This is a genomic window from Pseudonocardia alni (genome assembly GCF_002813375.1).
GTDB lineage: Bacteria > Actinomycetota > Actinomycetes > Mycobacteriales > Pseudonocardiaceae > Pseudonocardia > Pseudonocardia alni.
This window is the reverse complement of record NZ_PHUJ01000003.1, coordinates 1,384,487-1,410,215: the sequence shown is the minus strand read 5'-3', so window position 1 is coordinate 1,410,215 and position 25,729 is coordinate 1,384,487. Positions and strand designations below refer to the sequence as shown.

The following is a 25,729-nucleotide window of genomic DNA, read 5'->3' as shown; positions in this document are numbered from 1 at the left end:
CTACAACCCTCCGACGAAGCCGGCGGGCAGCGAGATCCCGAGCAGCATGCTGAACACGACCTGGACCGCCGAGGACACGGCGAGCCCGCCGAGCGCCATCGCGGGCCAGCGCCGGTTGCCCAGGGCGGCGGCGACGGTGACGAACAGCCCGGTCGCGGACAGGATCCACCCCAGGTAGGGCAGGACGACGATGAACGCGGCCACGCCGCCGACCGCGGTCAGCACGGCCGGGGCGTTCACCCCGGTGTCGGCCGGCGCGTCCCCGCCTGCGGCGCCCTCGACGTCGCCGTCACCGGTGGCCGCCGCGACCGGGGCCGGGGCGTCGAACTCCGGCCGTGGCCGCAGGATGTCGAACGCCAGCAGCGCCGCGACCACGTAGCACAGGATCGCGACGATCCACGGCATGGTGGTCGGGCCGAACAGGCCGCCGTCGCCGACGACCCGCATGGTCAGCGTGCCGTAGGTCAGGAAGACCCCCAGCGCGGCGAGGATCGCGGGCACGACGAGCGCGCCCCGGGACAGGTGTGCAGGACGGCCGCTCATGCCAGCCCCAGCTCCTTCAGAAGGTCGTCGATGCGGGCCTGTTCGGAGACCAGATAGCGGTCGTAGTCCTCGCCGTAGGTCTCGCTGCGCACCCAGCGGTTGCGGGTCACGGCCTCGCCCCAGGACTCGGTCCCGACCATCTCGCGGGCGATCTGCTCCAGCTCCCCGCGGGCCTCGGGGGTGATCCCGGCGGGGGCGACGAGCCCGCGCCAGTTGACGAGGTCGACCTCGGGCATGCCCAGCTCGTCCATGGTCGGGGCGTCGACGCCCTGCAGGCGTTCGGGCGCGACGACGGCCAGCACCCGCAGCTGCCCGGACTCCACCAGGTCGCGGAAGTCGTTGTAGCCGGAGATCCCGACGCCGACGGTGCCGGCCGCGGTCGACAGCAGGCTCAGCGTGAGTTCGCCGCCGCCGGGGTGCGGGGTGTAGACCATCCGCTCGACGGGGATGTCGCGGGCCTGCGCGAGCTGGGCGGCGACCATGTGGTCGATACCGCCCGCCGAGCCGCCGCCGATCGGTAGCGCGGCCGGGTTCGCGGCCCAGGCGGTGAGCATGTCGTCGAGCGTGCGGAACGGTGACTCGGCCGGGACCGCGACGACCTCGAAGTCCTCCGCGAGCCGGGCGATCGGCGTCGTGTCCTGCAGGTCGATCGCGCTGCCGGACTGGCTGATCCCGCCGAGCATGACGGTGCCGGTGACCATCATGGTGGTCTCCTCGCCGGCGAGACCGGCGAGCTGGTTGAGGCCGATGGTCCCGGCGGCACCGGGGATGTTGACCACCTGCACGGTGTTCACGATGTTCCCGGTGCGCATGGCCTGCTGCGCCTCGCGGGCGACGAGGTCCCAGCCGCCACCGGCGGCCGCGGGGGCGATGAGGGTGAGGTTGGAGCGCGCCGCCTGTCCCTCCCCGGACCGGGCGGCGTCGGCGAAGGCGGTCACCGCGAGTGCGGCGACGAGGACGATTCCCAGGGCTGCGATGACCTGCCGTCGTGGCATGGGGGCAGACGTTGGCACACGTCCGCTCCGTCCTCCATGGTCCGGATCGGAAACTCTACGATCTCTGTGACCACAACGAACTTTTCTCCGGTATGTCCGTTCGGCGTGGTTAGTCTCCGTCCCGTCCGCGAACGCCTGATGGGGAGCGACATGACGATCTGTGTGGCCTACGGCCCGACGCCCGAGGGCGACGCCGCCCTGGACCTGGCGGTCCGCGAGTCCCGGCTGCGGGGCGCCCCGCTGACGGTGCTGGCCACCGGCCGCCAGGAGCTGTTCGACGCCGACGGCACCGGGACCCACGACCACGCCTCGCTCGAGGTGACCATCGGGTCGCGGCTCGCCGGGCTGCGCGCCGAGGGCGACCCGACCACCGCGGTGCGCGTCGTCGACGACGGCGGCGACCCCGCCGAGGCGATCCTCGACCTGGCCGCGCAGGAGGACGCGCAGCTGCTCGTGGTCGGGGTGAGGCGGCGCAGCCCGGTCGGCAAGCTGCTCACCGGCAGCACCGCGCAGCGGATCATCCTGGACTCCCCGATCCCGGTCCTCGTCACCCACGCGGCGCGCTCGTAGGCTCGGCTTTCCCCAGGTCAGGCGCGCCTCACCGGGTGTCGGACGGATCACGAACGGGTGTGGGCGTCCCGAGGGCGGGGCACTCCCGGTACGTCCCGAACCGACATCGGAAGGAGCGGTGGGCACCATGGCCACCCCGATCACCAGCCCGCTCGACAGCGGCGCCACCGACATCACCGGCGGCGTGCTGCAGGAGACCCTCGTCGACCTCGTCGACCTGTCCCTGGTCGCGAAGCAGGCGCACTGGAACCTCGTCGGCAGGCAGTTCCGCGACATCCACCTGCACCTCGACGAACTCGTCGACCTGGCCCGCGAGCACGGAGACTCGGTCGCCGAGCGGGCCGCCGCGATCGGCGTCGCCCCCGACGGTCGCGCGAAGACCGTCGGCCGCGACACCGGGCTGCCCGAGTACCCGGCGGGCTACGTGTCCGACTCCGACACCGTGCTCACCATCTCGGCGACCGTCGACGCCGCCGTCGCCCGGCTGCGTCCGCGCATCGAGCAGGCCGGCAAGGCCGACCCGCTCACCGAGGACCTGCTCATCGAGCTGGGCCGCGCGCTGGAGGAGGCCCGCTGGATGTGGCAGGCGCAGGCCGCCGGCTACCGCGGCGAGGTCTGAGCAGCACCCGCACGACCACCGGCCCCGGGCGTCCCCACCACGACGTCCGGGGCCGTCGTGTGTGCGGGGCCGTGGTGTCCGGGGTCCGGCTCAGCGCACCGCCGTCGCGGCCGCGGTGACCGTGGCCCGCCAGATCGCCATCGCCGCCCAGAGCACGAACACCCCGACCGGCAGGGGCAGGGCGTCGGGAAGATCCGCACCGTAGGACGGCCGTAGTCCGCCGGTCCGCCACACCCGCCCGGCCTCGTTGACCGCGTCGGCCGTGGTGAGCAGAGCGAAGCGGCGCCCGATCCCCGAACCGGTGAGCCGGTAGGTCAGGTCGCCGAGCTCGACGGTCCACCGCGGGCGGGAGAGCGGCCCGTCCGGGTGGTCGACCGATCGCTGGATGTGCGCCCGGACGTCGCCCTCCAGCGCGAACCGGGCGATCCCCTCCGACCGCAGCGCGTAGGGGTGTCCGTCGATGACGAGGTCCCGGTGGGAGTGCCAGGCCCGCGCGCTCCACCCGGTGACGGCCCGGCCGTCGGCGGTGACCTCGTAGCGCACACGGAGCAGGCCCGCCGGGGTGGAGGTCGCACGCAGCTGCACCCGCCCAGCGTGCCACCGGCGCCGCCGCCGCGGGAGGATCACGCGGTGAACCGTGCGGTGGTCCTCGCATTGCTGGCCGCGTGCGCCGGGGTGGTGGACGTCTGGGCCGTGGTCGCACTGGGCGGCGCGTTCGCCGGTGTCGTCACCGGCAACCTCGTGACGGCCGGGCACGCCCTCGCCGTCGCCGAGCCGGCCCGGCTGTTGCCGCCTGCGGTCGCGGTGGCCGGGTTCGTCGTCGGCGTCGCGCTGTGGTCGCTGCTGCGACGCCGGTGGCCGACGGCGGTGTCGGTCCCGCTCGTCGCCGAGCTGGTGGTGCTCGTCGTGCTCGCGGTGGCCTGGCCGCTCGCCCCGGGCGCGACGCTCCCGCTGCTCGCCGGCGCCGCACTGGCGATGGGCGGGCAGAGCAGCGTCGCGCAGCTGCTCGGACAGTCCACGACCTACATGACCGGCACGCTGACCGGCGCCGTGTCCGACCTGGCCACCGGCGACGGGCGGCGGTGGCCGGCGCTGCGCCAGCTCGGGGCGATCGTGCTCGGCGCCGTCGCCGGCGGGCTGGCGCTGGCGCACCTGCCGGCCGTCGTCCCGGCGCTGGCGGCGCTGCTCGCCGCGGCCGCGGTCGTGGTCCGTGCCGTCGGGGACCGGCGGGTGCAGGATGATCCGGTGGGGCCCTCCGCCCCGCAGGACGACGACGTCGAAGGAGCACCGACCGTGCCGCTGCACCCGCAGGTGGAAGCCCTCCTGAACCTCATGGCCGAACAGGGCGGGGCGCCGCCGGAGACCATGACCGTCGCGCAGAACCGCGCGATGATCCGGGAGATGGCCGCGGTGTCCGGTCCGCCCGAGCCGGTCGCGGCGGTCCGCGACGACCGCGCCGGCGACGTACCGGTGCGCATCTACACGCCCGAGGGCACCGGCCCGTTCCCGGTCCTGGTCTTCTACCACGGCGGCGGCTGGGTGATCGGCGACCTCGACAGCCACGACCCGGTCTGCCGGTCGCTGGCCAACCGGTCCGGCGCCGTCGTTGTCGCGGTCGACTACCGGCTCGCCCCCGAGCACCGGTTCCCGGCCGCCGTCGACGACGCCGTCGCCGCCCTGGAGTGGGTGCACGCCCACGCCGCGGAGTTCGACGGCGACCCGTCCCGCATCGCCGTCGGTGGCGACTCCGCGGGCGGGAACCTGTCGGCCGTCGTCGCCCAGCACGCCCGCGACCACGGCCCCGCCCTGCGGTTCCAGCTGCTGGTCTACCCGGCCGTCGACGCCGCCGACCAGAGCCCGTCGATGACCGAGAACGCCCAGGGCCCGCTGCTGACCGTCGCCTGGATGGAGTGGTTCATGGGCCACTACCTCACCGGCGAGCAGGACGCCCTGGACCCGCGCATGTCCCCGGCCCGCACCACCGACCTGTCCGGGCTGCCGCCCGCGCTGGTCGTCACCGCCGAGTTCGACCCGCTCCGTGACCAGGGCGCCGCCTACGCCGCGGCGCTGAACGCCGCGGGGGTGAAGGCGGAACTGCGCGAGTCGCCGGGCATGATCCACGGGTTCCTGCAGTTCGGTGCCGCGGTCGACGACAGCCGCGCCCTGCTCGACGAGGCGGGAGCAGCCCTGCGCGCCGCCCTGGCCTGACCCGGTGCGCCCGCACCCCGGGGTTGCCCCCAGGGGCACTTTCGTGGCTTAGAGGGCTACGAAGGTTCCCCTGGGAGCAGCCCGGGCGGGCGGGGGCGGCCACGCAGCGGCGTGGGAATGCGGGCCCCGGGCCGGTCGTTGCCGATGCTCAGTAGGCCGTCCGACCCGAGGAGCACCGTGCCCCGCCTGTCCCCGCCGGTGGCGTTCGCCGTCGTCGCAGCGACGTTCGTCTGGTTCCTCGCCGCGTCGTCCGCGCCGTCCCCGCTCTACGTCGTCTACCAGGAGCGGTTCGCGTTCACCGAGTTCACGCTGACCACGGTGTTCGCGGTCTACGTCCTCGCGCTGATCGCCGCCCTGCTCGTGGCCGGGTCGCTGTCCGACCACATCGGACGCAAGCCGGTGCTGCTCGGTGCGATCGCGCTGGAGGTCGTGTCCCTGGTGCTGTTCCTGCTGGCCGACGGCGTCGGCTGGCTGCTCGTCGCGCGCGTCGTCCAGGGCGTCGCGACCGGTGCGGCGACGGCGACGCTGCCCGCGACGCTGGTCGACCTCGCCGCCCGCGGCGACCGGCCGGACCGGGCGGGTGCGATCAACGGGACCGCTCCGCTCGCCGGGCTGGCGCTCGGTGCGCTCGGCTGCGGCCTGCTCGTCGAGTACGCGCCCGCCCCGACCCGCCTGGTCTGGGCGCTGCTGGTCGCCGGCCTGGTCCTGGCCGCCGTGCTGGTCGCGCTGATCCCGGAGACGATCGACCGTCGGCCCGGGGCGCTCGGATCGCTGCGGCCGCGGGTCGGGGTGCCGCCACGGGTGCGGGCCGGCTTCGTCGCGATCGTGCCGATCCTGCTGGCCAGCTGGGCGCTCGGCGGGCTCTACCTGTCGCTCGGGGGCTCGGTCGTCGCGCAGGTGTTCGGGGTGCACGACCACCTGGTCGGCGGGCTCACCGTCGTCGCGCTCGTCGGGACCGGCGCGGTGACGGCGTTCGCGCTGCGCGGGCGGGTGCCGTCGACGTTGCTCGTCCCGGCGGCCGGGCTGCTGGCCGCCGGCACCGTCGTCACCCTGGCCGGGGTGTCGACCGGGCTGCTCGCGCTCGCCGCCGTCGGTGCGGTCGTCGCCGGGCTCGGATTCGGTGCGGCCGCCTACGCCACGTTCGGGACGATGTCCACGCTCGCGGCCCCGCACGAGCGCGGCGAGCTGTTCGCCGCCCTCTACACACTGGCCTACCTGGCGTTCTCGGTGCCGGCGATGGTCGCGGGCGTCGCCGCAACGCTGGGGGAGCTGCGCCCCACGGCGCTGGTGTACGGCGGCGTCGTCGTGCTGCTGGCCGTCGTCGCGGCCGTGCTGGGCCGCCGCGTGCCGGTTCCCGCGACCGGAGAACCGGTCCCCGCGCCGACCTGCGGAGCCTGATCGGCGGACGGCGCGAGCGGTATGCGTTACCCCGTCCGTCGGTGAACGCGGGCAGGCGACCACTCGTCGCGTACTCCGCGGTGGGCGGGTGTCACGGGTTGTGACCGATGGTCTCGGCGTGGTTACGGTGTCGGCCGCTCCGGGTCCTCCCCGCACTCCGGCCCGGGCGGTACCTGCTCCCCGAGGTAGAGGAACGACCATGGCTGGACGACACCGCAAACCCACCGAGACCGGCCGCCAGGTCGCCCGGATCAGCGCGTTCGCCGCGATGGCGGCCGCCCCGCTGGGCGTCGCCGGGACCGCCTCGGCGGCCGAGTCGACCTCGTCGGCCCCGTCGGCCCCGTCCGTCGAGCGCTCGGCCACCTGGGAGAAGCTCGCGCACTGCGAGAGCACCGGCAACTGGGACGCCGACACCGGCAACGGCTTCAAGGGCGGCCTGCAGTTCACGCCGTCGACCTGGAAGGAGTTCGGCGGCCGCCAGTACGCGCCGAGCGCGGAGCAGGCCACCAAGGCCCAGCAGATCGAGATCGCGAAGAAGGTGCAGGACGAGCAGGGCTGGAAGGCCTGGCCGGCCTGCACCAAGAAGCTCGGCTGGCGCTGACCCGCCACACTGCCCGCATGGATCTGGACGCGGTACGGCGGATCGTCGCCGAGGACTCCGGGCTGTGCACCGTGGCGGTCGTACGCGCCGACGGTCGCCCGCACACCTCGCTGGTCAACGCCGGTGTGCTCGACCACCCCGTCACCGGCGCCCCGGTGGCCGCCTACGTCACCTACGGCCCCGTCAAGCTGACGGCGTTGCGTGCGCGACCCGCGACGTCGCTGCACTGGCGGGCCGGGTGGCGCTGGGTGGCCGTCGAGGGCAGCTCCGAGATCTTCGGGCCGGACGACCCGCGGGACGGCGTCGACGTACCGCAGCTCCTCCGGGACGTGTTCGTCGCGTGCGGCGGGACCCACGACGACTGGGCCGAGTACGACCGGGTGATGGCCGAGCAGCGGCGGGCCGCGGTGCTCGTGTCGCCGGAGCGGGTGGTCGGGAACTTCTGACCTCAGGTGGTCTGCGCCGCGCGCAGGTTCTCCAGCATGCGTGCGGTGTCGTCGCGCAGACGGTCACAGATGTCGCGTCTGCCGTCTGATGTGTCTGCTTGTCCCGGTGGTGTGACCTGGAGCTGAGCGCGGAGCGATGCTGCATCGGCCACATCGAGCACGAGTTGGCACAGCGGGAGACCTGTCCCGGGGGCGGATGCGCGTCGTTGGACGGCCCCTACGCCCGCGACGTCGACGATCTCGGAGTTGCCGGTCTCGAATGCCTCCTCCGCGCTCACGTCGAAGGTCTGCAGGGTGTAGCCGAGGCCGTCGCGAGTGCTCCATGTGCAGTCGCGCGATGCGTTGTTCTGGCTCCTGCCCGGTTTCGTCGTCCGGACGTCGAGGCGGTCTCGATCCTCGGCACCGAGTGCGTCGCACGGATCAAGGGTGGTGACGTCCAGAGCGAACTGCCGGGCGGGGAACAACGTCGGTCCGTCGCGGTCCGCATCACGGTTCGTTGCTCCACATCCGGTGAGTACCACGGCGACGGCGAGAGCGATGGCGAGCCGGGTCCGCATCAGGACACGCTCCCGAACTCGCGTGCGAGATCGGCATCGGCGACGCCGTACCGCAGGGCGGCCGTGCGCAGCGCGGTGTGCGCAGCTCGGAGTTCGACGTAGTGGTCCCAGTGTCGGGCCAGGATGTGGTCGATCTTGTGCTGAAAGAGTTCGCGGGCGTCCAGAGACACGGGATCCTGCCCGCAGGGTCTGAGTCCCAGCTCGTTCAGACTGGCGTTGAGCAGCGATTCCATCTCATCCGCCCGGGTTCGGAGCACACGCGCGACTGCGAGCACCTTGTCCGCGCTCACCTGGGAGACGAGGCTCTCGATCGACCCTTGTTGCAGCGGACTGATCGTCACCGCGTGAGCGTAGGGCGTGCTGGCGCCCGTCGGGGCCGGACGGGCAGAATCTCATGGGGGCCCGGAGCCGATGGGGTGAGTCGGATAACGGTCGTCCGGTGGTTCTCGACAGTCGACAGGTACTGACGTCGAACGCGGGGGCAGCAGAGCAGTGACGAAGTTGGGCACGATCCTGGACCAGATCGACGCAGGATCGATGCTGCTGCCGGAGTTCCAGCGCGGGTACGTGTGGAACCGGGACCAGGTCCGGGGCTGATGCGCTCGCTCTACCTCGGATACCCGGTCGGCGCGCTGCTCGTCTGGGAGACCGAGGGGGATGCGCAACCGGTCCGCGGCGGCGGGTCCACCGCGGGGCAGAAGCAGCTGTTGCTCGATGACCAGCAGCGCGTCACCGCCCTGTACGGCCTGATCCGCGGACAGGCGCCGTCGTTCTTCGAGGGCGATCCGGCTGCGTTCACCGGGGCTCCTGGAGGCGCGCGGGCGTAACCGCGGTGCGTTCTACACCACCGGGCCAGCGTTGATGGGGGTACGTCGCGCTGCCCGCGCGGAGCGCAGCCCCATCGACACCTCCGAATTGTTCGACCCGGGGGGCCACTGGGTCTGGAGGATCACGTGCAACCGCAGACGGTCGTGTCCAGCATCATCCGGGCTGTCGGATTCGACCCGTCGGTCGGAAGGTTGCGGGTAGTTTTCCGCAGCGGCTCGGTCTACGACTACGAGTCGATGCCTGTATCGGTCTATGCCCGTTTCTCTCCGCGACCAGTTAGGGGCGGTTCCACGCTGCGCGCATCAGGTACGTATGCCTCTATTGGCGAATCGCCTGAACTCGCCTTGTTTTGGGAGCTTACCGCCGGAGTGTGGGCGTAGAGCGTGGTGGTCGGAGACGTCGATACGATCATCCCGCTGTCGAAGGGGCCCCTCGGGGGAACTCTGTATTCTCGGGTCGATGGTCGAGACCCCGAGTGCAGCGCGTTCCGTGTATTCGTTCGGTCGGTGCGGTGAACCTGTTCTTCTCCATCGCGGTGCCATGACCATCGACGGTGAGGGGGTGGAGGGTCGGATCGAGCTACGGCTGCTGCCGACGTTGTCGGTCCACTGGACCGCCTACGGCGGTCGGCGTCCGCTCCCGGGTACGTCTGTGAAGATCGGGTTCCGCGCTGCTGTGGGTACCACGGAGGTCGACGCGCAATGTTCGTTCCGTGGGGACGCGTCGGCGGGTTGGATCCCGCACCTCGAGGGCGGTCGCGAGCAGGGGGCGCTCGATCACGTTGTGGCGCACTGGCTGAACCTCCCGCGGACGGGGTCGTCCGACCCGATCCATTGCGAGGACACCGGTTGGACGCCCGATCGGTGGACCTTCCTCGTCCATGGCTGGCGTGTGGCGATTGATCCGCGCTCTGACCTGGAAGAAGTTTTGCGCAAGCGGAAGGACACGGGTACCAGTGTTCTGACGCATGTCATGGAGATCCGTCGTGCCGACCGATCGACGTCCAGTGTCGCCGACGTCGAGCCGGTTCTCGACGGACTTCGGCTCGGCTTGTCCTTCGGGCTCGGACGGTGGGTCGCACCGGTTCTGCCCGTCGGATTCGACCGGGCAGGAGCCAGGGTCTGGGAGGAATGGTCCCCCTTGCTGTGCGCCGCCGGGCAACCGGGCTCCTTCCGCTGGTGGGCACCCGGAAGGGTGGGCGAGATGGAAGATCTTCTCGCCTCTTTGATCCGCGCGAGGTCGGTCCGACGCTTCAGTGTCCGCTTCGTCATCGCGAGTGCAGTTCTCTCCGCATCAGGCGGATTTGTGGAGCAGCGCATCATGATGTCGTTCGCGGCACTGGAGCACCTGGCCTGGCACCGGCTCGTGGTGGTCGGGAGTCTGGCGAAGAAGGACTTCAACAGCTAGAGGAAATGGCCGGTGCACCGGAAGCTGGCGGCGCTGCTCCACGAGGCAGGAATACCGACGGATCTTCCTTCTCATTTACTCCCCGCCCTTCACGGTGCTCGCGAATGGTTGCCGTCTGACGTGCCGCGAACCGGTCCGGGAATCATCTCTTACATCAGGAATAAGATCGTCCATCCGACTGATCCCGAGGAACAGCTGTACGGGCGGACAGGTGATGTGGTAACCGAAGCGTGGTTTCTGGCCCATGACTACCTCGTATTGCTGATCCTTCACGAGGCCGGGTACCGGGGCTGCTATCGGAAGAACCTGGCTTCGGGTGGTTTCGTCGGAGACGTCGTTGCGGTCCCGTGGGCGTCAGGCGAGGCGACCCCGGTCACGGGAGGACGTGGCCGAACACCCTCCCAACGAGCGTGGTGAGTCGCGAGCCGTTCTCCCGGTAGACGGGCAGCAGCTCCACCGGGTCGCGGTCGGTGAAGTGGACCCGGCCGTCGGTGTCGAGTACGGCGACGGCGTCCTCGGCGCGGAGCAGCAGCCAGAAGCGGTAGGCCGGTTCGCCGAGGAGGTCACTCGCCCGGACATCGCACAATCCTTCGCGGACCGACGGGAACCGATCGAGGCCGGGTCGGGGCCCGCCGCCGTAGCCCGACGAGTCGAGCTGGCCGTTGCGGACGTCCCAGGCGTGCCGGTCATCCACCAACGAGGCCAGGATCCGGGCGAGCACCCGGTAGGACAACGTGTGCGGACCGGTCGCCGGTGCCCGCGGCACCGGCGGTCGCAGACCGGCCCGCTGCTCCAACGTCCGGAGCGCGGAATGGCCGTCGTCTGTGGTCAGCATCTCGATCCACTCGACCGGCTCGAACTGTCCGAGATGCGGTTCGACGTGCATCCGACCCGCCCGGTTGAGCTGCAAGAGCCCCACCGGAGCCACGGAGCCCCGCTCGACCAACGTCAGGCAGTCGTACTGGCCACCGCCGGGGTGGGTCTCCAGCACGAGCAGGTGCGGATGCCGGCGCACCAGCTCGCTCGCCAGCCACCAGGACTGGGCGATGCGGAACCGGCGGGCGATCTCGTGGCCGCAGTCCTGGATCATCGGACGGTTCCCCGAAGCCAGGGGCCGCGGCGCCCCCGGATCACGCTTCGTCCCATCGGGAGTCGTCGGGGCCCGGCCAGGTCCGCAGGATACGGTCGGCCAGCGCGCGTCCCCGCGCATCGATGCAGTCCTCGTCCCATACCTCCGATCCGGCAAGATCCCGGTTAAGCAGCAGCAGGCTGTGCTCGCCCAGCGCCCGTCGCTTGCTCGGGGCGCCGTCGCCGCCGATCCACGGTGCGTTCGACAGGTGGGCGTTGAGCGGTTGCGTGACCAGAGTCAGGTTGCCGAGCCGGTGCAGCCGGGAGTTCCGCTCCGCGGCCTGTTCCTCGGGATCGGTACCGGTGTCCGGCAGCGGCCAGCTCCCGCCCCACGACTGGGGGAGCACGTGCTCCACCGACAGACCCCGGGGCAGCGCGATGTCCTCGGTACGGCCCGACGACCGGAGATCGAGTTCGGACGCCTCCAGCAGCATGCGCAGCCGTGGCGTTCCGAGGTAGCCATACAGCGGGGCCGACTCCAGGCGCCACCGGAGTTCGTCGTCGTCGGGCCAGCGGGAGGTCCGTGCGGTGTTCGCGCGCAGGGAGTCGATCGCCGCGCGGTCCGGGCGGCTCGGATCGCTTTTCGCGGCGGCGAGCATCGTGGCGAGGATCCGGTTGTAGCTCTGGCTGGTCAGCCGCAGGATCGACCGCCGGACCAGCCAGCTCTCCAACGCCGAGAGCGCCAGGTTGCGCCGCTCTTCGGCAATGACGCCGTCGACGACGCTGCGGAACAGCAGCAGCGCGACGGGATGCATCGTGGTGGTATCCAGGCTGCGCAGCCGCGCGAAGAACCGACCCTCGACGGTGGTCACCGGCAGGTCGTCGAACGACCGGACGATGCCGGCGTCCCGGCAGAGCCGTCGGACCAGCTCGGCCGCGTCCGCACCGGGGGCGCGCAGGACGTCGCGGCGGAACGTCTCGTACAGCCGGTCGGCGCGGACGACGGTGCCCAGCTCCGCGGCGAGCCAGTGCATGAGGAACCAGCTCGATCGCGACCGGGAGCGGCGGCCCTGTTCGGTGTCGTTGCTCCAGTAGCCTTCGTCGGAGACGGCCTCGAATGTCGGCTCCCACAGCTCGTCGTGCAGCTCGACCGCCCGGTTCCCGCGTTGTTCCAGCTCGGCGAACAGGGCGTTCTTCACCAGGTCGAGGGCGCCGAGGGCGGTGCCGCGGGCGTTGAGGGTCTCGAAGATGATCTGCGGGTTGTCGGCGTCGTCGAGGTTGATCGCGACGACGAACAGCAGGTCCATGATGGTGTCCTGCAGGACGGTCAGGCGCCCGGCGGGATCCGGTGGGAGCGGCACCTCGACGTCGGTCAGCCAATCGTGCACCGCGCGGTGGAAGAAGGCGAAGGCCCCGAGCGGCCCCGTGTCCGGGTGGCCGTCGACGTCGGTGGTGGAGAGGGCGCGCAGGAATTGCTCGCGGTCCCGACGGGACGGCCGGATCTTCTGCCGGGCCGCGCCGTCGGCTCCGCGCCCCCGGTTCTCCAGAATCGAGGTGAGCTCGTCGACGACATCGGTGCAGTCGTGCTCGACCGCGACGCGCCGGACCGCGGCGAGCAGCAGCTGCAGCGTGGTGAGCCGCTGCTGACCGTCGATGACGGTCCGGCGTTCAATCCCGCCGACGGCGTGGGTGCGCTGGTGCAACACGATGGGACCGAGGAAGTGTTTCAGCCGTTCACCGCCGTCCGGTGCCGCGGCGTAACGGGCGACGGTGTCGACGACGTCCTGCCACAGCGGCGCCCAGTTCGCCTCGGCGGTCCAGACGTAGGCGCGCTGGTAGACCGGGATCTCGAACTGAATACCGTTGGAGAACAGCTTCACCACGGTCGGGGTCTCGGGCTGCAGCATCGGTCACTCCTCGCTTCCGGGGATCGTTCGTCGCGCGGCACACGGGAGAACTCCTCGTGCGCGATCGTCTCCTTCTCCCGGTCCACGCCGGTGAACGGCAGCGCGTACCGGCCGAGGTTGGCTCGGGCGCCGCGCCGGTCGTGGTCCTTGAGCACGTCTTTCGGGACCTGGTGGCCGTGCGCGTCGAACCGCATGACGCGCTCGTCTTCGCGCAGTACGCCGAACTGGGTGCGGTAGATCACGCACAGCTCCTCCGCGCTGATGCGGAGCATTACCGCGGCCGGCGCATCCAGCTCGACGAGCCGCCTGGCGGCGTTCGAGGTCACGGAGCAGCGAAATAGCTGGTATCCACTGCCGGACCGACGTCGCCGGGGGAGCGACGGGCAGGTCGTCTCGGGTCCAGGCACGCTCGAACAGCTCGGACCAGAACGGTCCATAGGCCGCGGTGAGGCAGTTGAGCCGCAGAGCTCGCAGGATCAGCGCGGGGAAGAGGACGTTGTCGCGGGAACGGGGGAAGCGCCGCACCACCGAGTCGTTGATGGCGGAGGCGACCGACACCTTGCAGGGGTCGAGCGGCTCGATCGCGTCGAGTGTGCTGGTGCCGGTCATCCCGCGGACGAGCTCCGGGCTCCCGACGCAACGCACGCGCCAGCGGTCGCCGACCCGGTCGCACGCCGAGACGATCCGCTCCTCGGCGCCGACGATGACGGCGCTGTCCGCCGCGAACGCCGTCGTGCTCGCCGTCACCGCACCACTCCTCACCGATCACACCGATCACACCGATCTCGGACGGTAGCGGTCGGCGGACACGGCGTTGCGGGCCGCTGGCTCAATCCGGTCTGCGGGTCGCCATCTGCTGCTCCACCCACTGCTGCGAACGCCACGACCCCATCGGACCGTGCGGACGTACCCGGCCCGGCGTCGGCCCCGGCCCCGGGCCACGTGGGAGCGGACCGAGCAGCTGTTCGGCCACCGCGCGGATGTCCTCCCCGGTCTCGCAGCTCGCCAGCAGTTCGGCGCGCTCCCGCGCGGAGTTGTCGCGTGCCCCGTCTCCGCGATGGCGTTCGCGCAGTTCGGGGGCCCCCGCGAACGGCGCTCCGGGATCCGGACGCGGACCGCCGGAGAGATCCAGCTCCGCGATGAGCAGGCGCAGGGCGGTGCCCCCGACCACCCGGATCCCGGACGGGAGTGACGTCAGCCCGTACCGATGGATCTCGGTGCAGCCACCGTCGAGGACCGCCCACCCGGTCACCGTCGGCGAGTACAGGTCCCGGGAGAGCACGCACGGGACATCCTGCGCGTCGAGCCAGGACCGGACGGCGCCGACGTGCTCCGGGACGACCCCGAAGATCCGTGGATCCATCCCGGATCTCCGGAAGACCGCCGACCAGCGTGTCGTCATGACCACCGTCCATCCGTCACCCACCGACTTCGCGGCACCGTAACGGTTGCCCGTCCGCGGTTCCGGTTCCGACCGTGAACCGGTCGGAGCGGTCCTGCCCCGTCGCCGTCCGTCTGCCGGCCGACCGACGACGCCGCGTTCGCGCGCCGGGTGGCCCGCCTACCGACGAGCATGCGCGCCGGTTCCTCCGGCATGTCGCCCTCGTGGGCTGACGAGTCAGTCCGACGCCTCCGGGACGAGTCGCGTGATCGCCGTAAGCCTGCGCCGGATGGTCGAGCCCACCTGCGTGATGCCGTAGCGGGCGATCGTCGCCCGGAACACCGCGGTCCAGTCGTCCCGGCCCAGGTCGCGGGCTACCTCCGCCATGACCGCCGCCAGCTCCGCGGGTGGGATCTGGTCGAATCCGCGGGGACCGAGCTCGCGGACCAGCACCGCGGGCTGGTCCGGTGTGCGGTAGGTGCACGGCTTGTTTCCAGACTCGCGCAGCGGGTTGTCCCGCAGCAACACGCCGCGGCGGACCGCGCCGTCGAGCGCCTGGTTCAGGGTGGTCGAGATCCGGCTCCCCACTCGCGCGCCACCCGCGGCGGCGACGTAGGCGAGATGCAGGCGATGTCCGAGGACGGGGCCCTCGGCCTCGACGACGCGGACGAGCCCCGCGATGATCTGGGCCCGGGTCGCCGCATCGACCGCCGGGACGCTTCCGGTGAAGACCGCGTACTCCGTGGCACCGGTGGTCGTGATCTCGACGGCGGGACCTCCGGGATCGGAGACCGCGCCCGGAGCGGCCGCGGGACCGGGGTCGCCTCCGGGAATCGTCAGCGACGGTCCACCGCGATCGAGGTCGTCGTCGGCGGACGGGGCGTGGTCGATGGCACTACCGTCGAGGTCGGGTGGCTGAGGTGGCGGATTCGACGTCGGTGCCGCGACCTCGTCCGTGAGGTTGTCGGAGCCAGTGACGGTCGAGTCCGGCCCGACCATGTCCGCGGGTTCGATCGGCACGGGCGCAGAGAGGGACGCGGGCACGGCTGGTCCGCCGGGTTCGGGACCGGCGTCGTCACCGGTGGGACCGTCCCCGGCGCCTTCCCCGGCAACGGTCCGTCCGGACGGGTGGATCCGGAGCTCGGCGAGACGTTCCCACACCGGCGCCAGGGCGCGCGCCGGGTCCAGGTAGAACTCCGATTCCAGCACCCGCACGAAGATCCAGCCGCACCGCTCCAGCTCGCGTTGACGCGCCATGTCGCGCTGGTGCGCGTCCGGTCCGTGCCAGAAGTCGCCGTCGCACTCGATCGCCAGCCGGGCGGAGGCACCTGTCACGACCAGGTCGATCGAATACCCGAGCGCCGGGAACTGCGGAACGACCGAGTAGCCCCGGTCGAGCAGCCGGTTGCACACCCGCTGCTCGAACAGTGAGTCGAACGGGGCCACCTTCTCGTCCTCCGGGACGAGACCGGTGACGGCGCCCTCGTCGTCGACCTCGCCGCGACGTGCGATCGCGTAGCAGTGGTCGAGCAGCGCGAACCGCATGTCCTCGGGGTTGTGCAGCTGCTCCGGGCGGACCGAGTGGAACACCCACATCTGGTCCTTGGCCCGGGACGCCGCGACGTTGAACCGCTGGACGTGGGCGGGCTGGGTCAGCGGCATGATCCGCCGCGTCTCGGTCGGGACGGCGACCATCGACAGGAACATCACGTCGCGTTCGGAGCCCTGGAAGTCCGCCGCGTCTCGGAGATCCCGGGCGGCCCACTGCTCCGGGAGCACACGGTCCAGCAGCTTCTTCTCGATCGCCTTCGCCTGCGCCGGGCCGAGCAGTGAGATCACGCCGAAGGTTTGCCCGTCGTAGCGCGGATCGGCGATGCACTCCTCGATCGTCGCGACGATCGCGTCCACCTCGGGCGGGTTGACCTTGGCGGTCGTCCCGGTCTCGTAGCCGCCCTCGACCAGCACCGGCCGGATCGGTTCGAGCCGGTCCGCGCCGAACTGTCGGACCGGGATCAGACGCACGTTCGCCGGTTCGTACGCGATCCGGTTCGAGAACCCGATGATCTCCGGGACGCAGCGCCGGTGCTCGGTGAGGGTGAGCATCCCCTGGAAGAACATCTTGGCCAGATCGAACAGGCTGACCTGCGGGTCCGGCCAGGTCGCGCGGTAGGTGTGGTCGTATAGGTACTGCGCGGCGAGATCACGTAGCTGCTGCTGGTCCACACCGACCGCGGCGGGGGAGACCTGCTTGTCGTCGCCGATCACGACGATCCGCGGCGCCAGGTACTGCAGGAACGAGGCTTCCAACCCCGCCTGTGAGGCCTCGTCGACGATCACCACGTCGAACATGTCCGGAGCGATCGTCAGCTGGTCGGCGATCCGGTACAGCGGCATGATCCACACCGGGACGGCCGGGCGACACCGGTCCATCGCGTCCCGGATCTCCGCGGCGCGCTGCACCCGGTACTGCCCGCCGGTCTTCCCGAACCGCCGCACCAGGGCGGCGTACTGCTCCAGGCTGGCGCGCGAACCGCGGGTGAGCCGTTGCGGGGACACGGCGTGCGACCAGGCCCGCTCCGCGGCCAGGAGCTGCACGTGCTCGCGGATGCGGTCGTCGACCCCGGCGATCTCACGCTGGATCGCGTTCGCTGCCGGAGCTCCGTGGCCCCGGATCCAGGTCGCGGCGACAGCCCGGTTCCAGGCTTGTTCGAAATCGGGCAGCCGCGCGTCCCACACCGGGTCCTGCGGAGCCGCGACGACGGCGTCGTGCAGGCCGGGCGCGGCCGCGCGCAGCAGGCGGGCCGCGGTGTCCCGCTCACCCAGCTCTGCACGAACGTGGTGCAGCCGGTCGAGACGGCGGTGGGCCCGGTCGTAACCCGCCCGGTCACGGCGCCGCACCGCGTCGAGCAGGGAGACGACGGCCTCCTCCGCGCCCGGCCGGTTCGCCTCCACCTCGAGCCGATCGGCGATGTCCGCCACGGTCGCGGTCGCAGCCCGGGCGGCCTCCTCCGCGTCGACGGCGGCAGGCAGCGCCAGCAGCGTGTCGAGATCGCGAGGGTCGGGCCAGTGCGGTGCGGGAACCCCCAGTTCTGCGAGGCGACGCTCCTCCGCCTCGAGCTCACGTGCCAGGTGCAGGACGCGATCGAGCAGACCGGTCTCGCTACGGTGCCAGTCGTGCCGCTCACGCAGCGTGTCCTCGGCGGGCACCCGCACACTCGACGGCCACGACCGGTCCAGTGCGTCGAGGACCCGGGAGCCGTCGAGCCAGGTCAGGAACGCCCGGAGGCGGGCGGCATCGGTGGGCGCGACGCCGGACACCCGGACCCGTTCGAACAGTGGCGCCGCCTGCCGGACGACCTTGGGCGTCAGGAGCCCCGTCCGGGGAAGTCCGTCGGCACCGAGCTTCAGCGCACCGCCGGCCTCCAGGTGGGCGAGCACCGTCCGTGCGAGGTGTTCGAGCTCGGCCCGGTCGCCGTGCGCCTGGACGTCGACGACCGGGCCGAGGGCCCGCAACGCCCGCTCGGACTCGTCGAGCAGCTCGCCGATCGTCACGCGTCTCGACACCCAGGAGCCGGATCGTCCACCGACGACGTCGGCGAGGGCCTCCCGGATCCACGGCTCGCCGCGCTGGGAGAGGCCGTGCAACCCGCGGCGCACCTCCTGAAGCCGGGCGGCCAGCGCGGACCGGGTGGGTGGGTCCAGCCGGGCCATCGCCGGGTGGCAGCGGTGCCGGCGCAGCGCGTCCGAGCGAGCCCGGTTGGCGGTCGCGCGGTCCTCGGCCGTCACGAGGTCGGCGAACCGGTCCGGTGCGACGACCGAGCCGGGCGCGGTGAGGTGTCGGCCCGCGGCCGGTGCGTCGGCGATCAGCTCGGCGTCGTCGAGACGGTCGCGCCACGCACGGATACCGGCCGACGTCAGCGGTGGTGGCCCCGCGGGCGCCTCGACGAAGTCTTCCAGCCACCCCAGATGCTCGCGCTCTCCGTCCAGACGCAGGGTGATCGAGGCCAGGGTCCCCCGGTAACCGGAGATGTCGTGGACGTCGACCTCGTGCCGTCGCGCGTCGAGGGCCCGGTTGTGCAGTGCGGCCCGCTCGCGGCGCAACCGGTCGATCTCGGACAGGTGGTGCTGTACGGCATCGCGGGACGCGTGATCGTCGTGGTCGCCGGCGGCGGCCGCGATCCGCTCGACGGCCACCCGCAGATCCGCCATGTCCTCCCGGCTGGACCCGATGACCGACACCGCCAGCGGCTTGATCGGGTCGGGCAGTTTCCCGCGGACCTCGCGCAGCGCCCGGTCGGTGTGCGCGGTCACCAGCACCCGCTTGCCCTGCGCGAGCAGGTGCGAGATGAGGACGGCGGCGGTGTGGGTCTTGCCCGTTCCGGGCGGCCCCTGGACGAGGGTCTGCGCGTTGCCGTCCACCCGGGCCAGGATGCGACGCTGAACGTCGTTGACCGGCAGCGGCAGGAACAGCTCGTCGTCGAGCCGGACGGCGGCACCGTCGGCACGCTCCCCGTCCGAGCGCACCGTCGGTGCGGAGTCCGGATCGATCAGCGGCCGCAGCCCGGCTGGCACCCGACCGGACGTGGCGATCTGCTCGGTGATCCGACGGAAGATCTCGACCATGCCCTGCTGGGTGCGTCGTCGCAGCAGCAGCGCCGGCGCGAACGCCGCGACCGGACGGTCCGTCGCCGGTGCGGGCGCGTCGTCGTCGAGGTACTCGGCGTCGGCGGACAGGGAGTGGACCAGGCGCCGGGTGTACTCGGCGGCCCGGTCGCGGTCCAACGGATGCAGATCGTCCGCCGCGACGTCCCCGCGCACCGCGTTGACCAGCGCGGGGTTGGTCACGAGCGCGGGGTCGAGCATCTCCAGCTCGAGCCGGCTCGGCGACGCGGAGTCTCCGACCGTGACCGACAACCGGCCCGAGTCGTCGTCGAATGCGAGCACGACGGTGGTGGTGAGCAGATGCCGTCGGACGACCGCGTGGCCAGGTGGACGCCACGCGAGGAGCCCGGTGCCGAGCACGACCTCGAGCTCCTCCGAGTGCCCGGTCGCGGTCACGTAGGTGGAGAACAGGTCGCCGTAGAACGCGCGGGCCCGCTCGTCGCGTCGTTCGGTCTCCGCCCAGGCCCGCCAGGTGGTCAGGTACGTCCCGTGCAGGGCTGCGATGTCGGGTAAATCGGAGAGCAGGACCATCGTGCCCGAGCCATCGCCGTGCTCGCCGTGCTCGCCGTGCTCGTCGTGCTCGTCGGGGACGTAGCGGCGGTCGAGCAGGACGGGTTCGGAGTGGGCGTCGTCGATCCCGCCGTCGATCCACGCCCGTACGTCGGCGGGCGGTACGGGCGGGGCCGGCCGCGGCACCCGCTCGACGACGAGGACGGGCGCGCCGGGATCGGTCGTCGTGCCCGAGAGATCGCAGTGGACGGCCGGGTGTTCCGGGACCCGGTGAAGCCAGTGGACGGCACCGTCGCGCGAGTAGCCGTCGAGATCGTGCACCCGGGGAGCCCGCAGCTGTTGGGCCTGGCCGAGGAAGGTGAACAGCCGCACGGCCCGTTCGGCGAGCGGGTCGGCACCCGTCGGAGCGGTCGTTGTCGTGGTGTCGACGCCGTCGGTCACGCGCCTACCCGTTCCGGTGCTGGTGCGCGCCTCGCCGCCGCACCGTGGATCACCCTGAGCATAGTGCCGACCCCCGACGGTGACCGGTCGTCGTCGTCCGGCAGCCCCACCGCGGCCCCCGGTGCCGGACCGCAAACCTGCCGGAACCGATCCCGCCCGGCCGTCGTCCAAGCCGCATGACCCTGACCGAGACCGGCCCACCCGCCGCACCCTCCTGGCCCGACGACCCCGGCCACCTCCTCTACGGCCACCTCCTGCGCACCGCCCGGACGACCGGCCGCTGCCCTGTGTGGATCCGTCCCGACGACCTCGAGTTCCCCCTCGACGGCCCTACCGGCCCGGCCGCGCTCGCGGCGGCGATCGAGGCCGTCGACCCCGCCACCGTGCTCGACCGCTGGTGGCCCGGCCCGTGCCGGCCCGGATGTCCGTGCGGCGAACTGCTGCCGGCGGCGATCCCGCGGGTCCCGGGTCCGGAAGGGCCCGACCGGTCCCGCGCACCGGCCACGTTCGACGCCGCGGTCGACCTGGCGGGTGGCTACGGGAGCAGCCTGGCCGTCGTCGACGCGGCCCGCCCAGCCGACGTCCCGGCGGCGCTGGGCTGGCCGGGGATCTGCAACTACGTGCCCTATCAGGATCTCGTCTCGCTCGCGGCGGTGCTGCGGTACTGGGAGGACCGGTGGGGAGCGGTCGTCGTCGCGCTGACCAGGTCGCGGATGACGTTGTCGGTGGCGTACCCGCCGAGCACCGACGCGGAGTGCGCCGAGGTCGCCGCCGAGCACATCGCGTTCTGCCCCGACCAGCAGGACCCGCAGAACGGGGACTACTACACGCTGTCGACTTACAGCCGGATGATCCGCGGTGCGTGCTCCTGGTCCTTCTGGTGGGACTGACCATGACCGTCTATGCCCATGACCCCGCAACCTCGACGCTGTTCGCCTGCTGGCCGACCGGCGACGGCGCGCTCGCGCATCGGGTCGCCCGGGTCCCGAGGAATCTGTCCCCCGTGCTCACCCGCCACGTCGTGGCCGCGCTGACTGTGCTGTCGGATCGGCTGTGGCTGGCCTACTCGGAGACCACCGTCCAGCAGATCGACCGGCAGCGGGTCACGGCCGCGGCCACCCATCCCGACACCCTGCCGGAGCCAGAGGACCGCATCGGGACCGACGACCTGGTCGAGGTCGCCGCGGCGCTGGGCGAGGTCCTGTCGGCCGCGCCCGGCCGGGTGTTCCGGGAGGCGGTGCTCGCCGAGGTCCGCGCCGAGCTCGTCGCCGTCGCCGCCGCCGACCGGGGCGACCTGACCGGCCGGGCCGCGCAGGCCGTCGTCCACCCCCGTCCCGATGCCCCGCCCGGACAGGTCGCCGCCGCCCACACCTTCCTCCACGCCGACCCGCTCGACCCTCGGCCGCTGCTCACCGGGGTGGAGCCGAACGCCGCCGCCGTCGCGGTGCTGCCCTGGCTGCGGGCCGCCACGCGTGTCGCCGCGCAGCGGACCGGGCACACCGCCGACGACGTCGTCGCCCTCGCCGAGGCGATCACCCACGAGGACCTCGCCGTCGTCCGGCACGTGCTGGCGGCCACGCCTGGGCTCGACGACCCGACGGTGGTGCACTACCTGCTGCAGGAGGCGGTGCTCGCCGCCCGCGGCCGGATGATCGTGTGCTGCGACGCCCATGGCGAGCCGGTCGGTGACGGGCGGCGGCTCGTCGAGACCGTCCTGGACCCGCGTGAACCGGGGCCGGGCCTGGTGGGCGGCCTCGTTCGCGGCATCCAGTGCTGTCTTCGGGTGTGGCTCGACGGCGTACCCCCGGACGCGGTGTCACCGCTCGGGCTGCGGGAGCGGTTCGTCGACGAGCTGCGGATCGCAGTCGGCGCGATCCGGTGAGGGCTGTCGTACCCGGTTCGTCGGTCTCGATGGTGGCGGTGCGGCAGTGGTCCGGCGGGCTGTGGTCCGGCACGGCGACCAGCGGTCGTCGTGGGGGCGTACGGGTGGACGATCACGCCGTTCCGGGCCGGCGCCCCGCGAGCAGCTGCACCGCGGTCCCGGCGACCGGCAGCACCAGCAGCAGCGCGAGTGCCGCGCTCAGCCCGACGACGGCGGCGAACCCGCCGATCACCGCCGCCCCGATCCCGGCGCCGGTGAGGAAGCACAGCGTCGCCACCCCGATCGCGCCGCTGCGCCGGTCCTGCGGCACCGCCGTGCCGACGGCGGCGATCATCGCGGGCTGCCCGGTGCCGAACGCCAGCGTCACCAGCATCGGCGCGAGCGCCAGCACCCACGGCAGGTGGCTCGCCACCCCGGCCACGGCCACGACCAGCCCGACGACGGTCGTCGCGCACGCGCACGTCAGGGTCTGCCGCGGCCCGATCCGGGCCTGCAGGAACGCCGACGCCGCCGGGCACGCCAACGCCACCACCGCCGAGGGCACCAGCACCAGCCCGGTGGCCAGTGGGCTCCAGCCGCGCTCGGCGAGCTCCAGCGGGATGCCCAGCAGCAGGGCGAACCAGCTGGCGGGCACCGCCGAGGCGCACAGCGAGCTGCGCACCACCGTCGCGTTGCCGACCACCCCGCGCGGCAGGAACCCGTCGGGCCGGGCCCGCACCCACAGCGCCGTCACCGGGACGCCGACCGCGAGCAGCACCCCACCGGCGACGGCGGCCACCGCACCCGCGCTGGGCGACTGCACCAGCAGCACCAGCCCGGTCACCGCCGTCGCGACGATCACCGCACCCACCAGGTCCACCCGGGCGCCGTCGCCGCGGACCACCGAGTGCCGCCACAGGTAGGGGACGGCGAGCAGCCCCAGCGCGGGCAGCGCGACCGCGGCCCGCCACCCGCCCACGGTCGTCAGCGCCCCACCGATCAGCGGCCCGAGCGCGGACAGCGCCGCGGAGGTCCCGGCCAGCCGTCCCAGCGCGCCGCCGCGTCGCTCCGGCGGGGTCCGGGCCGACAACAGTGCCGAGGCCAGCACCGGGATGGCCGCCGCGCCGAGCCCCTGCACGATCCGGGCGGCCATGAGCAGCCCGAAGGTCGGCGCCGCCGCCGCGGCGAGCGCCCCCAGTCCGAGCAGGCTCACCCCGACGCACAGCGGTACCCGGATGCCGACGGCGTCGGCGAGGCGGCCGTGCACCGGCGTCGCCACGGCCAGCGCGACGGCGTACCCACTCACCATCCACGTCGCGGCCGCGGTGTCGACGCCGAGCCCGTCGGCGAGCAGCGGCAACGCGACCGTCACCCCCGACGTCGAGGTGCCGGCGAGGCCGAAGAGCAGTCCGAGCACGATCGACAGGAGCACACGACGATCCTCACCCGCCCGGGCGACCGCTGCACCGTGATTCGCTGTGAACCGTGCCGAACCGACCCGTCATCCGCCCGGCGACCGCCGAGGACGCCGACGCCTGCGCCGCCGTCTACGCCCCCTACGTCCGGGACACCGCGATCAGCTTCGAGGCCGAGCCGCCGGGCCCGGTGGAGATGGCCGAGCGGATCGCCGCCGCCCGCGAACGGCACGCCTGGCTGGTCGCCGTCGGCCCCGGCGGTGAGGTGCTCGGCTACGCCTACGGCGGGCCGTGGAAGTCCCGCGAGGCCTACGCGTGGACCTGCGAGGTCTCGGTCTACCTGGCCCCGTCGGCGCAGGGGCGGGGGCTGGGCCGGGCGCTGTACGAGGCGCTGTTCGCCGAACTCGTCGCGCGCGGCATGGTCGTCGCCGTGGCCGGGATGACCGTGCCGAACGAGGCGAGCGCCGCGCTGCACCGCGCCCTGGGGTTCAGCGAGGTCGGGACGTTCCGCGGTGTCGGCTGGAAGCACGGGGCGTGGCGCGACGTGACCTGGTTCCGGCGGGCGCTGGTCGAGGCGCCGCCGGACGGCCCCCGGGACTGACACCGCCGGGCGCGTGCGAGGATCACCGCCCGTTGCGCCCCGCACCGTTCCGGCCCACCGGCCGGGACCGGCGCCGGCGCGCCCCGCCCGTGACCCGGGCCGGGGGAGCGGTACCGCACGGGGAGCACCATGGACGGCCTGCGCCGTGAACTCGACGGACGCCAGATCGGCATGATCGCCGTGGGCGGCGCGATCGGCACCGGGCTGTTCCTCGGCTCCGGGCTCGCCATCTCCATCGCCGGGCCGGCGGTGATCGTCGCCTACGTCGTCGCCGCCGTCGTCGCGCTGGTCCTGGCCTACGCGTTGGCCGAGATGGTGGTGCGCCACCCCGAGGCCGGGGGATTCGGGCCCATCACCCAGCGCTACCTCGGGCACGGTGCCGGGTTCGTGCAGCGCTGGATGTACTGGGCGGCGCAGGTCGTGAACATCGGCAGCGAGGTCGTCGCGGCCGGGCTCTACCTGACGTTCTGGTATCCCGACCTGCCGCTGTGGATCCCGGTCGTCGGGTTCTCGGTGGTGATGCTCGCGGTCAACGCGGGCGCGGTCCGCTTCTTCGGCGAGACCGAGTACTGGTTCGCGATGATCAAGGTCGTGACGATCGTGGCGTTCATCGCCGTCGGCCTCGTCGCGATCGTGTTCGGGCTGCCCGGGCAGCAGCCCGTGGGCCTCGGCGCGCTCACCGCGCACGGCGGGTTCGCCCCGAACGGCCTCGGCGCGATCTGGCTCGCCCTGACCGTGGTGACGTTCTCGTTCCTCGGCACCGAAGCCGTCGCCGTCACCGCGGCCGAGTCCTCGGACCCGGTCCGCGACATCCCGCGTGCGGCCCGGCGCACCGTCGTGCGCCTCGCGGTCTTCTACGTCGGGGCGATGCTGGTGGTGGTGACCCTGCTGCCGTGGAACACCGTGACGACAGGCGACGACGTCACCGAGTCGCCGTTCGTCCGCCTGTTCGCCCTGGCCGGGGTGCCCGCGGCGGCCGTGGTGATGAACGTCGTGGTGCTGACCGCGGCGCTGTCGGCGATGAACACGAACCTCTACGTGACCGCGCGCATGACCTACTCGCTGGCCCGCGACGGCTACGCGCCCCGTTCGCTCGCCCGGGTCAACCGGCACGGCGCCCCGCAGCGGGCGCTCGCGCTGTCCGCCGTCGGGCTGGCGCTCGCCTCGCTGGTCTCGGTGTTCGCCGAGGCCACCGCCTTCCCGCTGCTCGTCGGGCTGGCCCTGTTCGGGGCGCTGGTGACCTGGCTGCTGATCTTCGCCGCGCACCTGGCGTTCCGCCGGTCCGGCGCGGGGCAGGAGTCCCCGGTACGGCTGTGGGGCGCCCCGTACACGACCGTCGCGGCGATGCTGTTCGTCGCCGCGGTGCTGGCGACGACGCCGTTCACCACCCAGTTCGCGACGGCGGCACAGGCGGGTGTGCCCTTCCTGGCCCTGCTCGTCGTGGTCTACCTGGTGGTGCGGCGCCGCCGCCGGCGGGTCACGCCTTCTTCAGCTCCGAGTGGAGCTTGAGGACGGTCTGGCCGTCCTCCTGCTCGAGCACGTAGGCCGGGTTGTCCTCGGTCCCGTTGCGGGACTGCTTCGACCCGTCGATGGTCTTCTCGATGCGGTCGGTGGAGTGGTCCACGACCTTGCCGGTCGGGGTGCCGTTGCCCCAGTTCCACGCGACCCACGTGCCCTTGGCGAACTTCTGCGTCATGGGACCGGATACCCC

The 25,729-nt window shown here is 72.6% G+C and carries 26 protein-coding genes and 1 pseudogene; 15 read left to right on the top strand and 12 right to left on the bottom strand.

Annotated features, from left to right (window positions below):
• Together ATL51_RS07390 and ATL51_RS07385 are read right to left on the bottom strand one after the other, a co-directional pair.
• A complete protein-coding gene (locus ATL51_RS07390; protein WP_073574238.1) occupies positions 1 to 543 on the bottom strand; it encodes a tripartite tricarboxylate transporter TctB family protein in 543 nt (180 codons plus the stop codon).
• Entirely contained in the window at positions 540 to 1,538 is a 999-nt protein-coding gene (locus tag ATL51_RS07385) for a Bug family tripartite tricarboxylate transporter substrate binding protein (protein WP_073574237.1), read from the bottom strand. Before ATL51_RS07385 ends, ATL51_RS07390 begins: the two co-directional genes overlap by 4 nt.
• Positions 1,539 to 1,688: 150 nt before the next feature.
• On the opposite strand from ATL51_RS07385, the gene ATL51_RS07380 reads away from it, so the two are divergent.
• Entirely contained in the window at positions 1,689 to 2,108 is a 420-nt protein-coding gene (locus ATL51_RS07380; protein ID WP_073574428.1) for a universal stress protein, read from the top strand.
• 127 nt (positions 2,109 to 2,235) lie between these two features.
• Positions 2,236 to 2,727 (top strand): Dps family protein, encoded by a 492-nt coding sequence (locus ATL51_RS07375; RefSeq protein WP_100880546.1) that lies wholly within the window; start codon positions 2,236 to 2,238, stop codon positions 2,725 to 2,727.
• A 90-nt stretch (positions 2,728 to 2,817) separates the two neighbouring features.
• Here the strand turns inward: ATL51_RS07375 and ATL51_RS28645 are convergent, their stop codons facing one another.
• Complete coding sequence (locus ATL51_RS28645) at positions 2,818 to 3,312, bottom strand: hypothetical protein (RefSeq protein ID WP_167409973.1); 495 nt, start codon at positions 3,310 to 3,312, stop codon at positions 2,818 to 2,820.
• On the opposite strand from ATL51_RS28645, the pseudogene ATL51_RS29840 reads away from it, so the two are divergent.
• The 5 genes and pseudogenes from ATL51_RS29840 to ATL51_RS07355 all read left to right on the top strand — a co-directional run.
• Positions 3,202 to 3,921, top strand: a pseudogene (locus tag ATL51_RS29840) (DUF1275 family protein); the annotation flags it as partial. The gene ATL51_RS28645 and the pseudogene ATL51_RS29840 sit on opposite strands and share 111 nt — an antisense overlap.
• Positions 3,922 to 4,059: 138 nt before the next feature.
• Positions 4,060 to 4,935: an alpha/beta hydrolase gene (locus ATL51_RS29835; RefSeq protein ID WP_392567395.1), complete on the top strand. Its 876-nt coding sequence runs from the start codon at positions 4,060 to 4,062 to the stop codon at positions 4,933 to 4,935.
• Positions 4,936 to 5,112: 177 nt separating this feature from the next.
• Positions 5,113 to 6,333 carry an MFS transporter gene (locus tag ATL51_RS07365; protein WP_301548929.1) on the top strand — a complete coding sequence of 407 codons (1,221 nt, stop codon included), beginning with the start codon at positions 5,113 to 5,115 and terminating at the stop codon, positions 6,331 to 6,333.
• A 199-nt stretch (positions 6,334 to 6,532) separates the two neighbouring features.
• Positions 6,533 to 6,934, top strand: coding sequence for a transglycosylase family protein (locus tag ATL51_RS07360; RefSeq protein WP_100878118.1), 402 nt, complete (start codon positions 6,533 to 6,535; stop codon positions 6,932 to 6,934).
• Positions 6,935 to 6,951: 17 nt separating this feature from the next.
• Positions 6,952 to 7,380 carry a pyridoxamine 5'-phosphate oxidase family protein gene (locus tag ATL51_RS07355; RefSeq protein ID WP_100878117.1) on the top strand — a complete coding sequence of 143 codons (429 nt, stop codon included), beginning with the start codon at positions 6,952 to 6,954 and terminating at the stop codon, positions 7,378 to 7,380.
• Between the two features lie 2 nt (positions 7,381 to 7,382).
• Here the strand turns inward: ATL51_RS07355 and ATL51_RS07350 are convergent, their stop codons facing one another.
• Both ATL51_RS07350 and ATL51_RS07345 read right to left on the bottom strand, forming a co-directional pair.
• Complete coding sequence (locus ATL51_RS07350) at positions 7,383 to 7,937, bottom strand: DUF3558 family protein (RefSeq protein ID WP_100878116.1); 555 nt, start codon at positions 7,935 to 7,937, stop codon at positions 7,383 to 7,385.
• Positions 7,937 to 8,278, bottom strand: a complete 342-nt coding sequence (locus tag ATL51_RS07345) for a PE domain-containing protein (RefSeq protein WP_100878115.1) — start codon at positions 8,276 to 8,278, stop codon at positions 7,937 to 7,939. Before ATL51_RS07345 ends, ATL51_RS07350 begins: the two co-directional genes overlap by 1 nt.
• Positions 8,279 to 8,533: 255 nt before the next feature.
• Here ATL51_RS07345 and ATL51_RS07340 point away from each other — a divergent pair, with 255 nt between their 5' ends.
• The 3 genes from ATL51_RS07340 (at position 8,534) to ATL51_RS07330 (ending at position 10,172) form a co-directional block, all read left to right on the top strand.
• Positions 8,534 to 8,764, top strand: coding sequence for a hypothetical protein (locus ATL51_RS07340; protein ID WP_208622938.1), 231 nt, complete (start codon positions 8,534 to 8,536; stop codon positions 8,762 to 8,764).
• Positions 8,765 to 8,890: 126 nt separating this feature from the next.
• Positions 8,891 to 9,145 carry a KTSC domain-containing protein gene (locus ATL51_RS29830; protein WP_157818260.1) on the top strand — a complete coding sequence of 85 codons (255 nt, stop codon included), beginning with the start codon at positions 8,891 to 8,893 and terminating at the stop codon, positions 9,143 to 9,145.
• Positions 9,146 to 9,224: 79 nt separating this feature from the next.
• Positions 9,225 to 10,172: a hypothetical protein gene (locus tag ATL51_RS07330; protein WP_157818259.1), complete on the top strand. Its 948-nt coding sequence runs from the start codon at positions 9,225 to 9,227 to the stop codon at positions 10,170 to 10,172.
• A gap of 373 nt (positions 10,173 to 10,545) precedes the next feature.
• Here ATL51_RS07330 and ATL51_RS07325 read toward each other — a convergent pair whose 3' ends face one another.
• The 3 genes from ATL51_RS07325 to ATL51_RS07315 are packed head-to-tail and all read right to left on the bottom strand — an operon-like array spanning position 10,546 to position 13,473.
• The gene (locus ATL51_RS07325) at positions 10,546 to 11,262 is read right to left on the bottom strand and encodes a TY-Chap2 family putative peptide chaperone (RefSeq protein WP_100878112.1); all 717 of its coding nucleotides are present in this window, start codon (positions 11,260 to 11,262) and stop codon (positions 10,546 to 10,548) included.
• Between the two features lie 40 nt (positions 11,263 to 11,302).
• Entirely contained in the window at positions 11,303 to 13,147 is a 1,845-nt protein-coding gene (locus ATL51_RS07320) for a DUF262 domain-containing protein (protein ID WP_100878111.1), read from the bottom strand.
• Positions 13,117 to 13,473 (bottom strand): hypothetical protein, encoded by a 357-nt coding sequence (locus ATL51_RS07315; protein ID WP_100878110.1) that lies wholly within the window; start codon positions 13,471 to 13,473, stop codon positions 13,117 to 13,119. The genes ATL51_RS07320 and ATL51_RS07315 overlap by 31 nt, the downstream gene beginning before the upstream one ends.
• A gap of 212 nt (positions 13,474 to 13,685) precedes the next feature.
• Between ATL51_RS07315 and ATL51_RS07310 the strand changes: the two genes are divergently transcribed.
• Complete coding sequence (locus ATL51_RS07310) at positions 13,686 to 13,943, top strand: hypothetical protein (protein ID WP_100878109.1); 258 nt, start codon at positions 13,686 to 13,688, stop codon at positions 13,941 to 13,943.
• Between the two features lie 33 nt (positions 13,944 to 13,976).
• Here the strand turns inward: ATL51_RS07310 and ATL51_RS07305 are convergent, their stop codons facing one another.
• Both ATL51_RS07305 and ATL51_RS07300 read right to left on the bottom strand, forming a co-directional pair.
• Entirely contained in the window at positions 13,977 to 14,510 is a 534-nt protein-coding gene (locus tag ATL51_RS07305; protein WP_100878108.1) for a hypothetical protein, read from the bottom strand.
• A 255-nt stretch (positions 14,511 to 14,765) separates the two neighbouring features.
• Entirely contained in the window at positions 14,766 to 20,141 is a 5,376-nt protein-coding gene (locus ATL51_RS07300) for an AAA domain-containing protein (RefSeq protein WP_100878107.1), read from the bottom strand.
• Positions 20,142 to 20,317: 176 nt separating this feature from the next.
• On the opposite strand from ATL51_RS07300, the gene ATL51_RS07295 reads away from it, so the two are divergent.
• Both ATL51_RS07295 and ATL51_RS07290 read left to right on the top strand, forming a co-directional pair.
• Positions 20,318 to 21,031 carry a DUF4253 domain-containing protein gene (locus ATL51_RS07295; RefSeq protein WP_100878106.1) on the top strand — a complete coding sequence of 238 codons (714 nt, stop codon included), beginning with the start codon at positions 20,318 to 20,320 and terminating at the stop codon, positions 21,029 to 21,031.
• A gap of 2 nt (positions 21,032 to 21,033) precedes the next feature.
• Entirely contained in the window at positions 21,034 to 22,023 is a 990-nt protein-coding gene (locus tag ATL51_RS07290; protein ID WP_157818258.1) for a serine/threonine-protein kinase, read from the top strand.
• A 112-nt stretch (positions 22,024 to 22,135) separates the two neighbouring features.
• On the opposite strand, the gene ATL51_RS07285 is transcribed toward ATL51_RS07290, so the two are convergent.
• Positions 22,136 to 23,434, bottom strand: coding sequence for an MFS transporter (locus ATL51_RS07285; protein WP_100878104.1), 1,299 nt, complete (start codon positions 23,432 to 23,434; stop codon positions 22,136 to 22,138).
• Between the two features lie 53 nt (positions 23,435 to 23,487).
• On the opposite strand from ATL51_RS07285, the gene ATL51_RS07280 reads away from it, so the two are divergent.
• Positions 23,488 to 24,018 carry a GNAT family N-acetyltransferase gene (locus tag ATL51_RS07280; protein WP_100878103.1) on the top strand — a complete coding sequence of 177 codons (531 nt, stop codon included), beginning with the start codon at positions 23,488 to 23,490 and terminating at the stop codon, positions 24,016 to 24,018.
• A 129-nt stretch (positions 24,019 to 24,147) separates the two neighbouring features.
• A complete protein-coding gene (locus ATL51_RS07275; protein ID WP_100878102.1) occupies positions 24,148 to 25,527 on the top strand; it encodes an amino acid permease in 1,380 nt (459 codons plus the stop codon).
• Here ATL51_RS07275 and ATL51_RS07270 read toward each other — a convergent pair.
• Positions 25,496 to 25,714 carry a hypervirulence associated TUDOR domain-containing protein gene (locus ATL51_RS07270; RefSeq protein ID WP_062396049.1) on the bottom strand — a complete coding sequence of 73 codons (219 nt, stop codon included), beginning with the start codon at positions 25,712 to 25,714 and terminating at the stop codon, positions 25,496 to 25,498. The genes ATL51_RS07275 and ATL51_RS07270 overlap by 32 nt on opposite strands.
• Between the last annotated feature and the right edge of the window lie 15 nt (positions 25,715 to 25,729).

Coding starts and splice junctions, on each gene's coding strand:
- ATL51_RS07350 (WP_100878116.1), bottom strand. CDS start 7,937: ATGCGGACCCGGCTCGCCATCGCTCTCGCCGTCGCCGTGGTACTCACC.
- ATL51_RS07375 (WP_100880546.1), top strand. CDS start 2,236: ATGGCCACCCCGATCACCAGCCCGCTCGACAGCGGCGCCACCGACATC.
- ATL51_RS07305 (WP_100878108.1), bottom strand. CDS start 14,510: ATGGATCCACGGATCTTCGGGGTCGTCCCGGAGCACGTCGGCGCCGTC.
- ATL51_RS29835 (WP_392567395.1), top strand. CDS start 4,060: ATGGCCGAACAGGGCGGGGCGCCGCCGGAGACCATGACCGTCGCGCAG.
- ATL51_RS07325 (WP_100878112.1), bottom strand. CDS start 11,262: ATGATCCAGGACTGCGGCCACGAGATCGCCCGCCGGTTCCGCATCGCC.
- ATL51_RS07355 (WP_100878117.1), top strand. CDS start 6,952: ATGGATCTGGACGCGGTACGGCGGATCGTCGCCGAGGACTCCGGGCTG.
- ATL51_RS07295 (WP_100878106.1), top strand. CDS start 20,318: ATGACCCTGACCGAGACCGGCCCACCCGCCGCACCCTCCTGGCCCGAC.
- ATL51_RS07330 (WP_157818259.1), top strand. CDS start 9,225: ATGGTCGAGACCCCGAGTGCAGCGCGTTCCGTGTATTCGTTCGGTCGG.
- ATL51_RS07320 (WP_100878111.1), bottom strand. CDS start 13,147: ATGCTGCAGCCCGAGACCCCGACCGTGGTGAAGCTGTTCTCCAACGGT.
- ATL51_RS07340 (WP_208622938.1), top strand. CDS start 8,534: ATGCGCTCGCTCTACCTCGGATACCCGGTCGGCGCGCTGCTCGTCTGG.
- ATL51_RS07310 (WP_100878109.1), top strand. CDS start 13,686: ATGGCGGAGGCGACCGACACCTTGCAGGGGTCGAGCGGCTCGATCGCG.
- ATL51_RS07275 (WP_100878102.1), top strand. CDS start 24,148: ATGGACGGCCTGCGCCGTGAACTCGACGGACGCCAGATCGGCATGATC.
- ATL51_RS07270 (WP_062396049.1), bottom strand. CDS start 25,714: ATGACGCAGAAGTTCGCCAAGGGCACGTGGGTCGCGTGGAACTGGGGC.
- ATL51_RS07360 (WP_100878118.1), top strand. CDS start 6,533: ATGGCTGGACGACACCGCAAACCCACCGAGACCGGCCGCCAGGTCGCC.
- ATL51_RS07290 (WP_157818258.1), top strand. CDS start 21,034: ATGACCGTCTATGCCCATGACCCCGCAACCTCGACGCTGTTCGCCTGC.
- ATL51_RS07385 (WP_073574237.1), bottom strand. CDS start 1,538: ATGCCACGACGGCAGGTCATCGCAGCCCTGGGAATCGTCCTCGTCGCC.
- ATL51_RS07380 (WP_073574428.1), top strand. CDS start 1,689: ATGACGATCTGTGTGGCCTACGGCCCGACGCCCGAGGGCGACGCCGCC.
- ATL51_RS07390 (WP_073574238.1), bottom strand. CDS start 543: ATGAGCGGCCGTCCTGCACACCTGTCCCGGGGCGCGCTCGTCGTGCCC.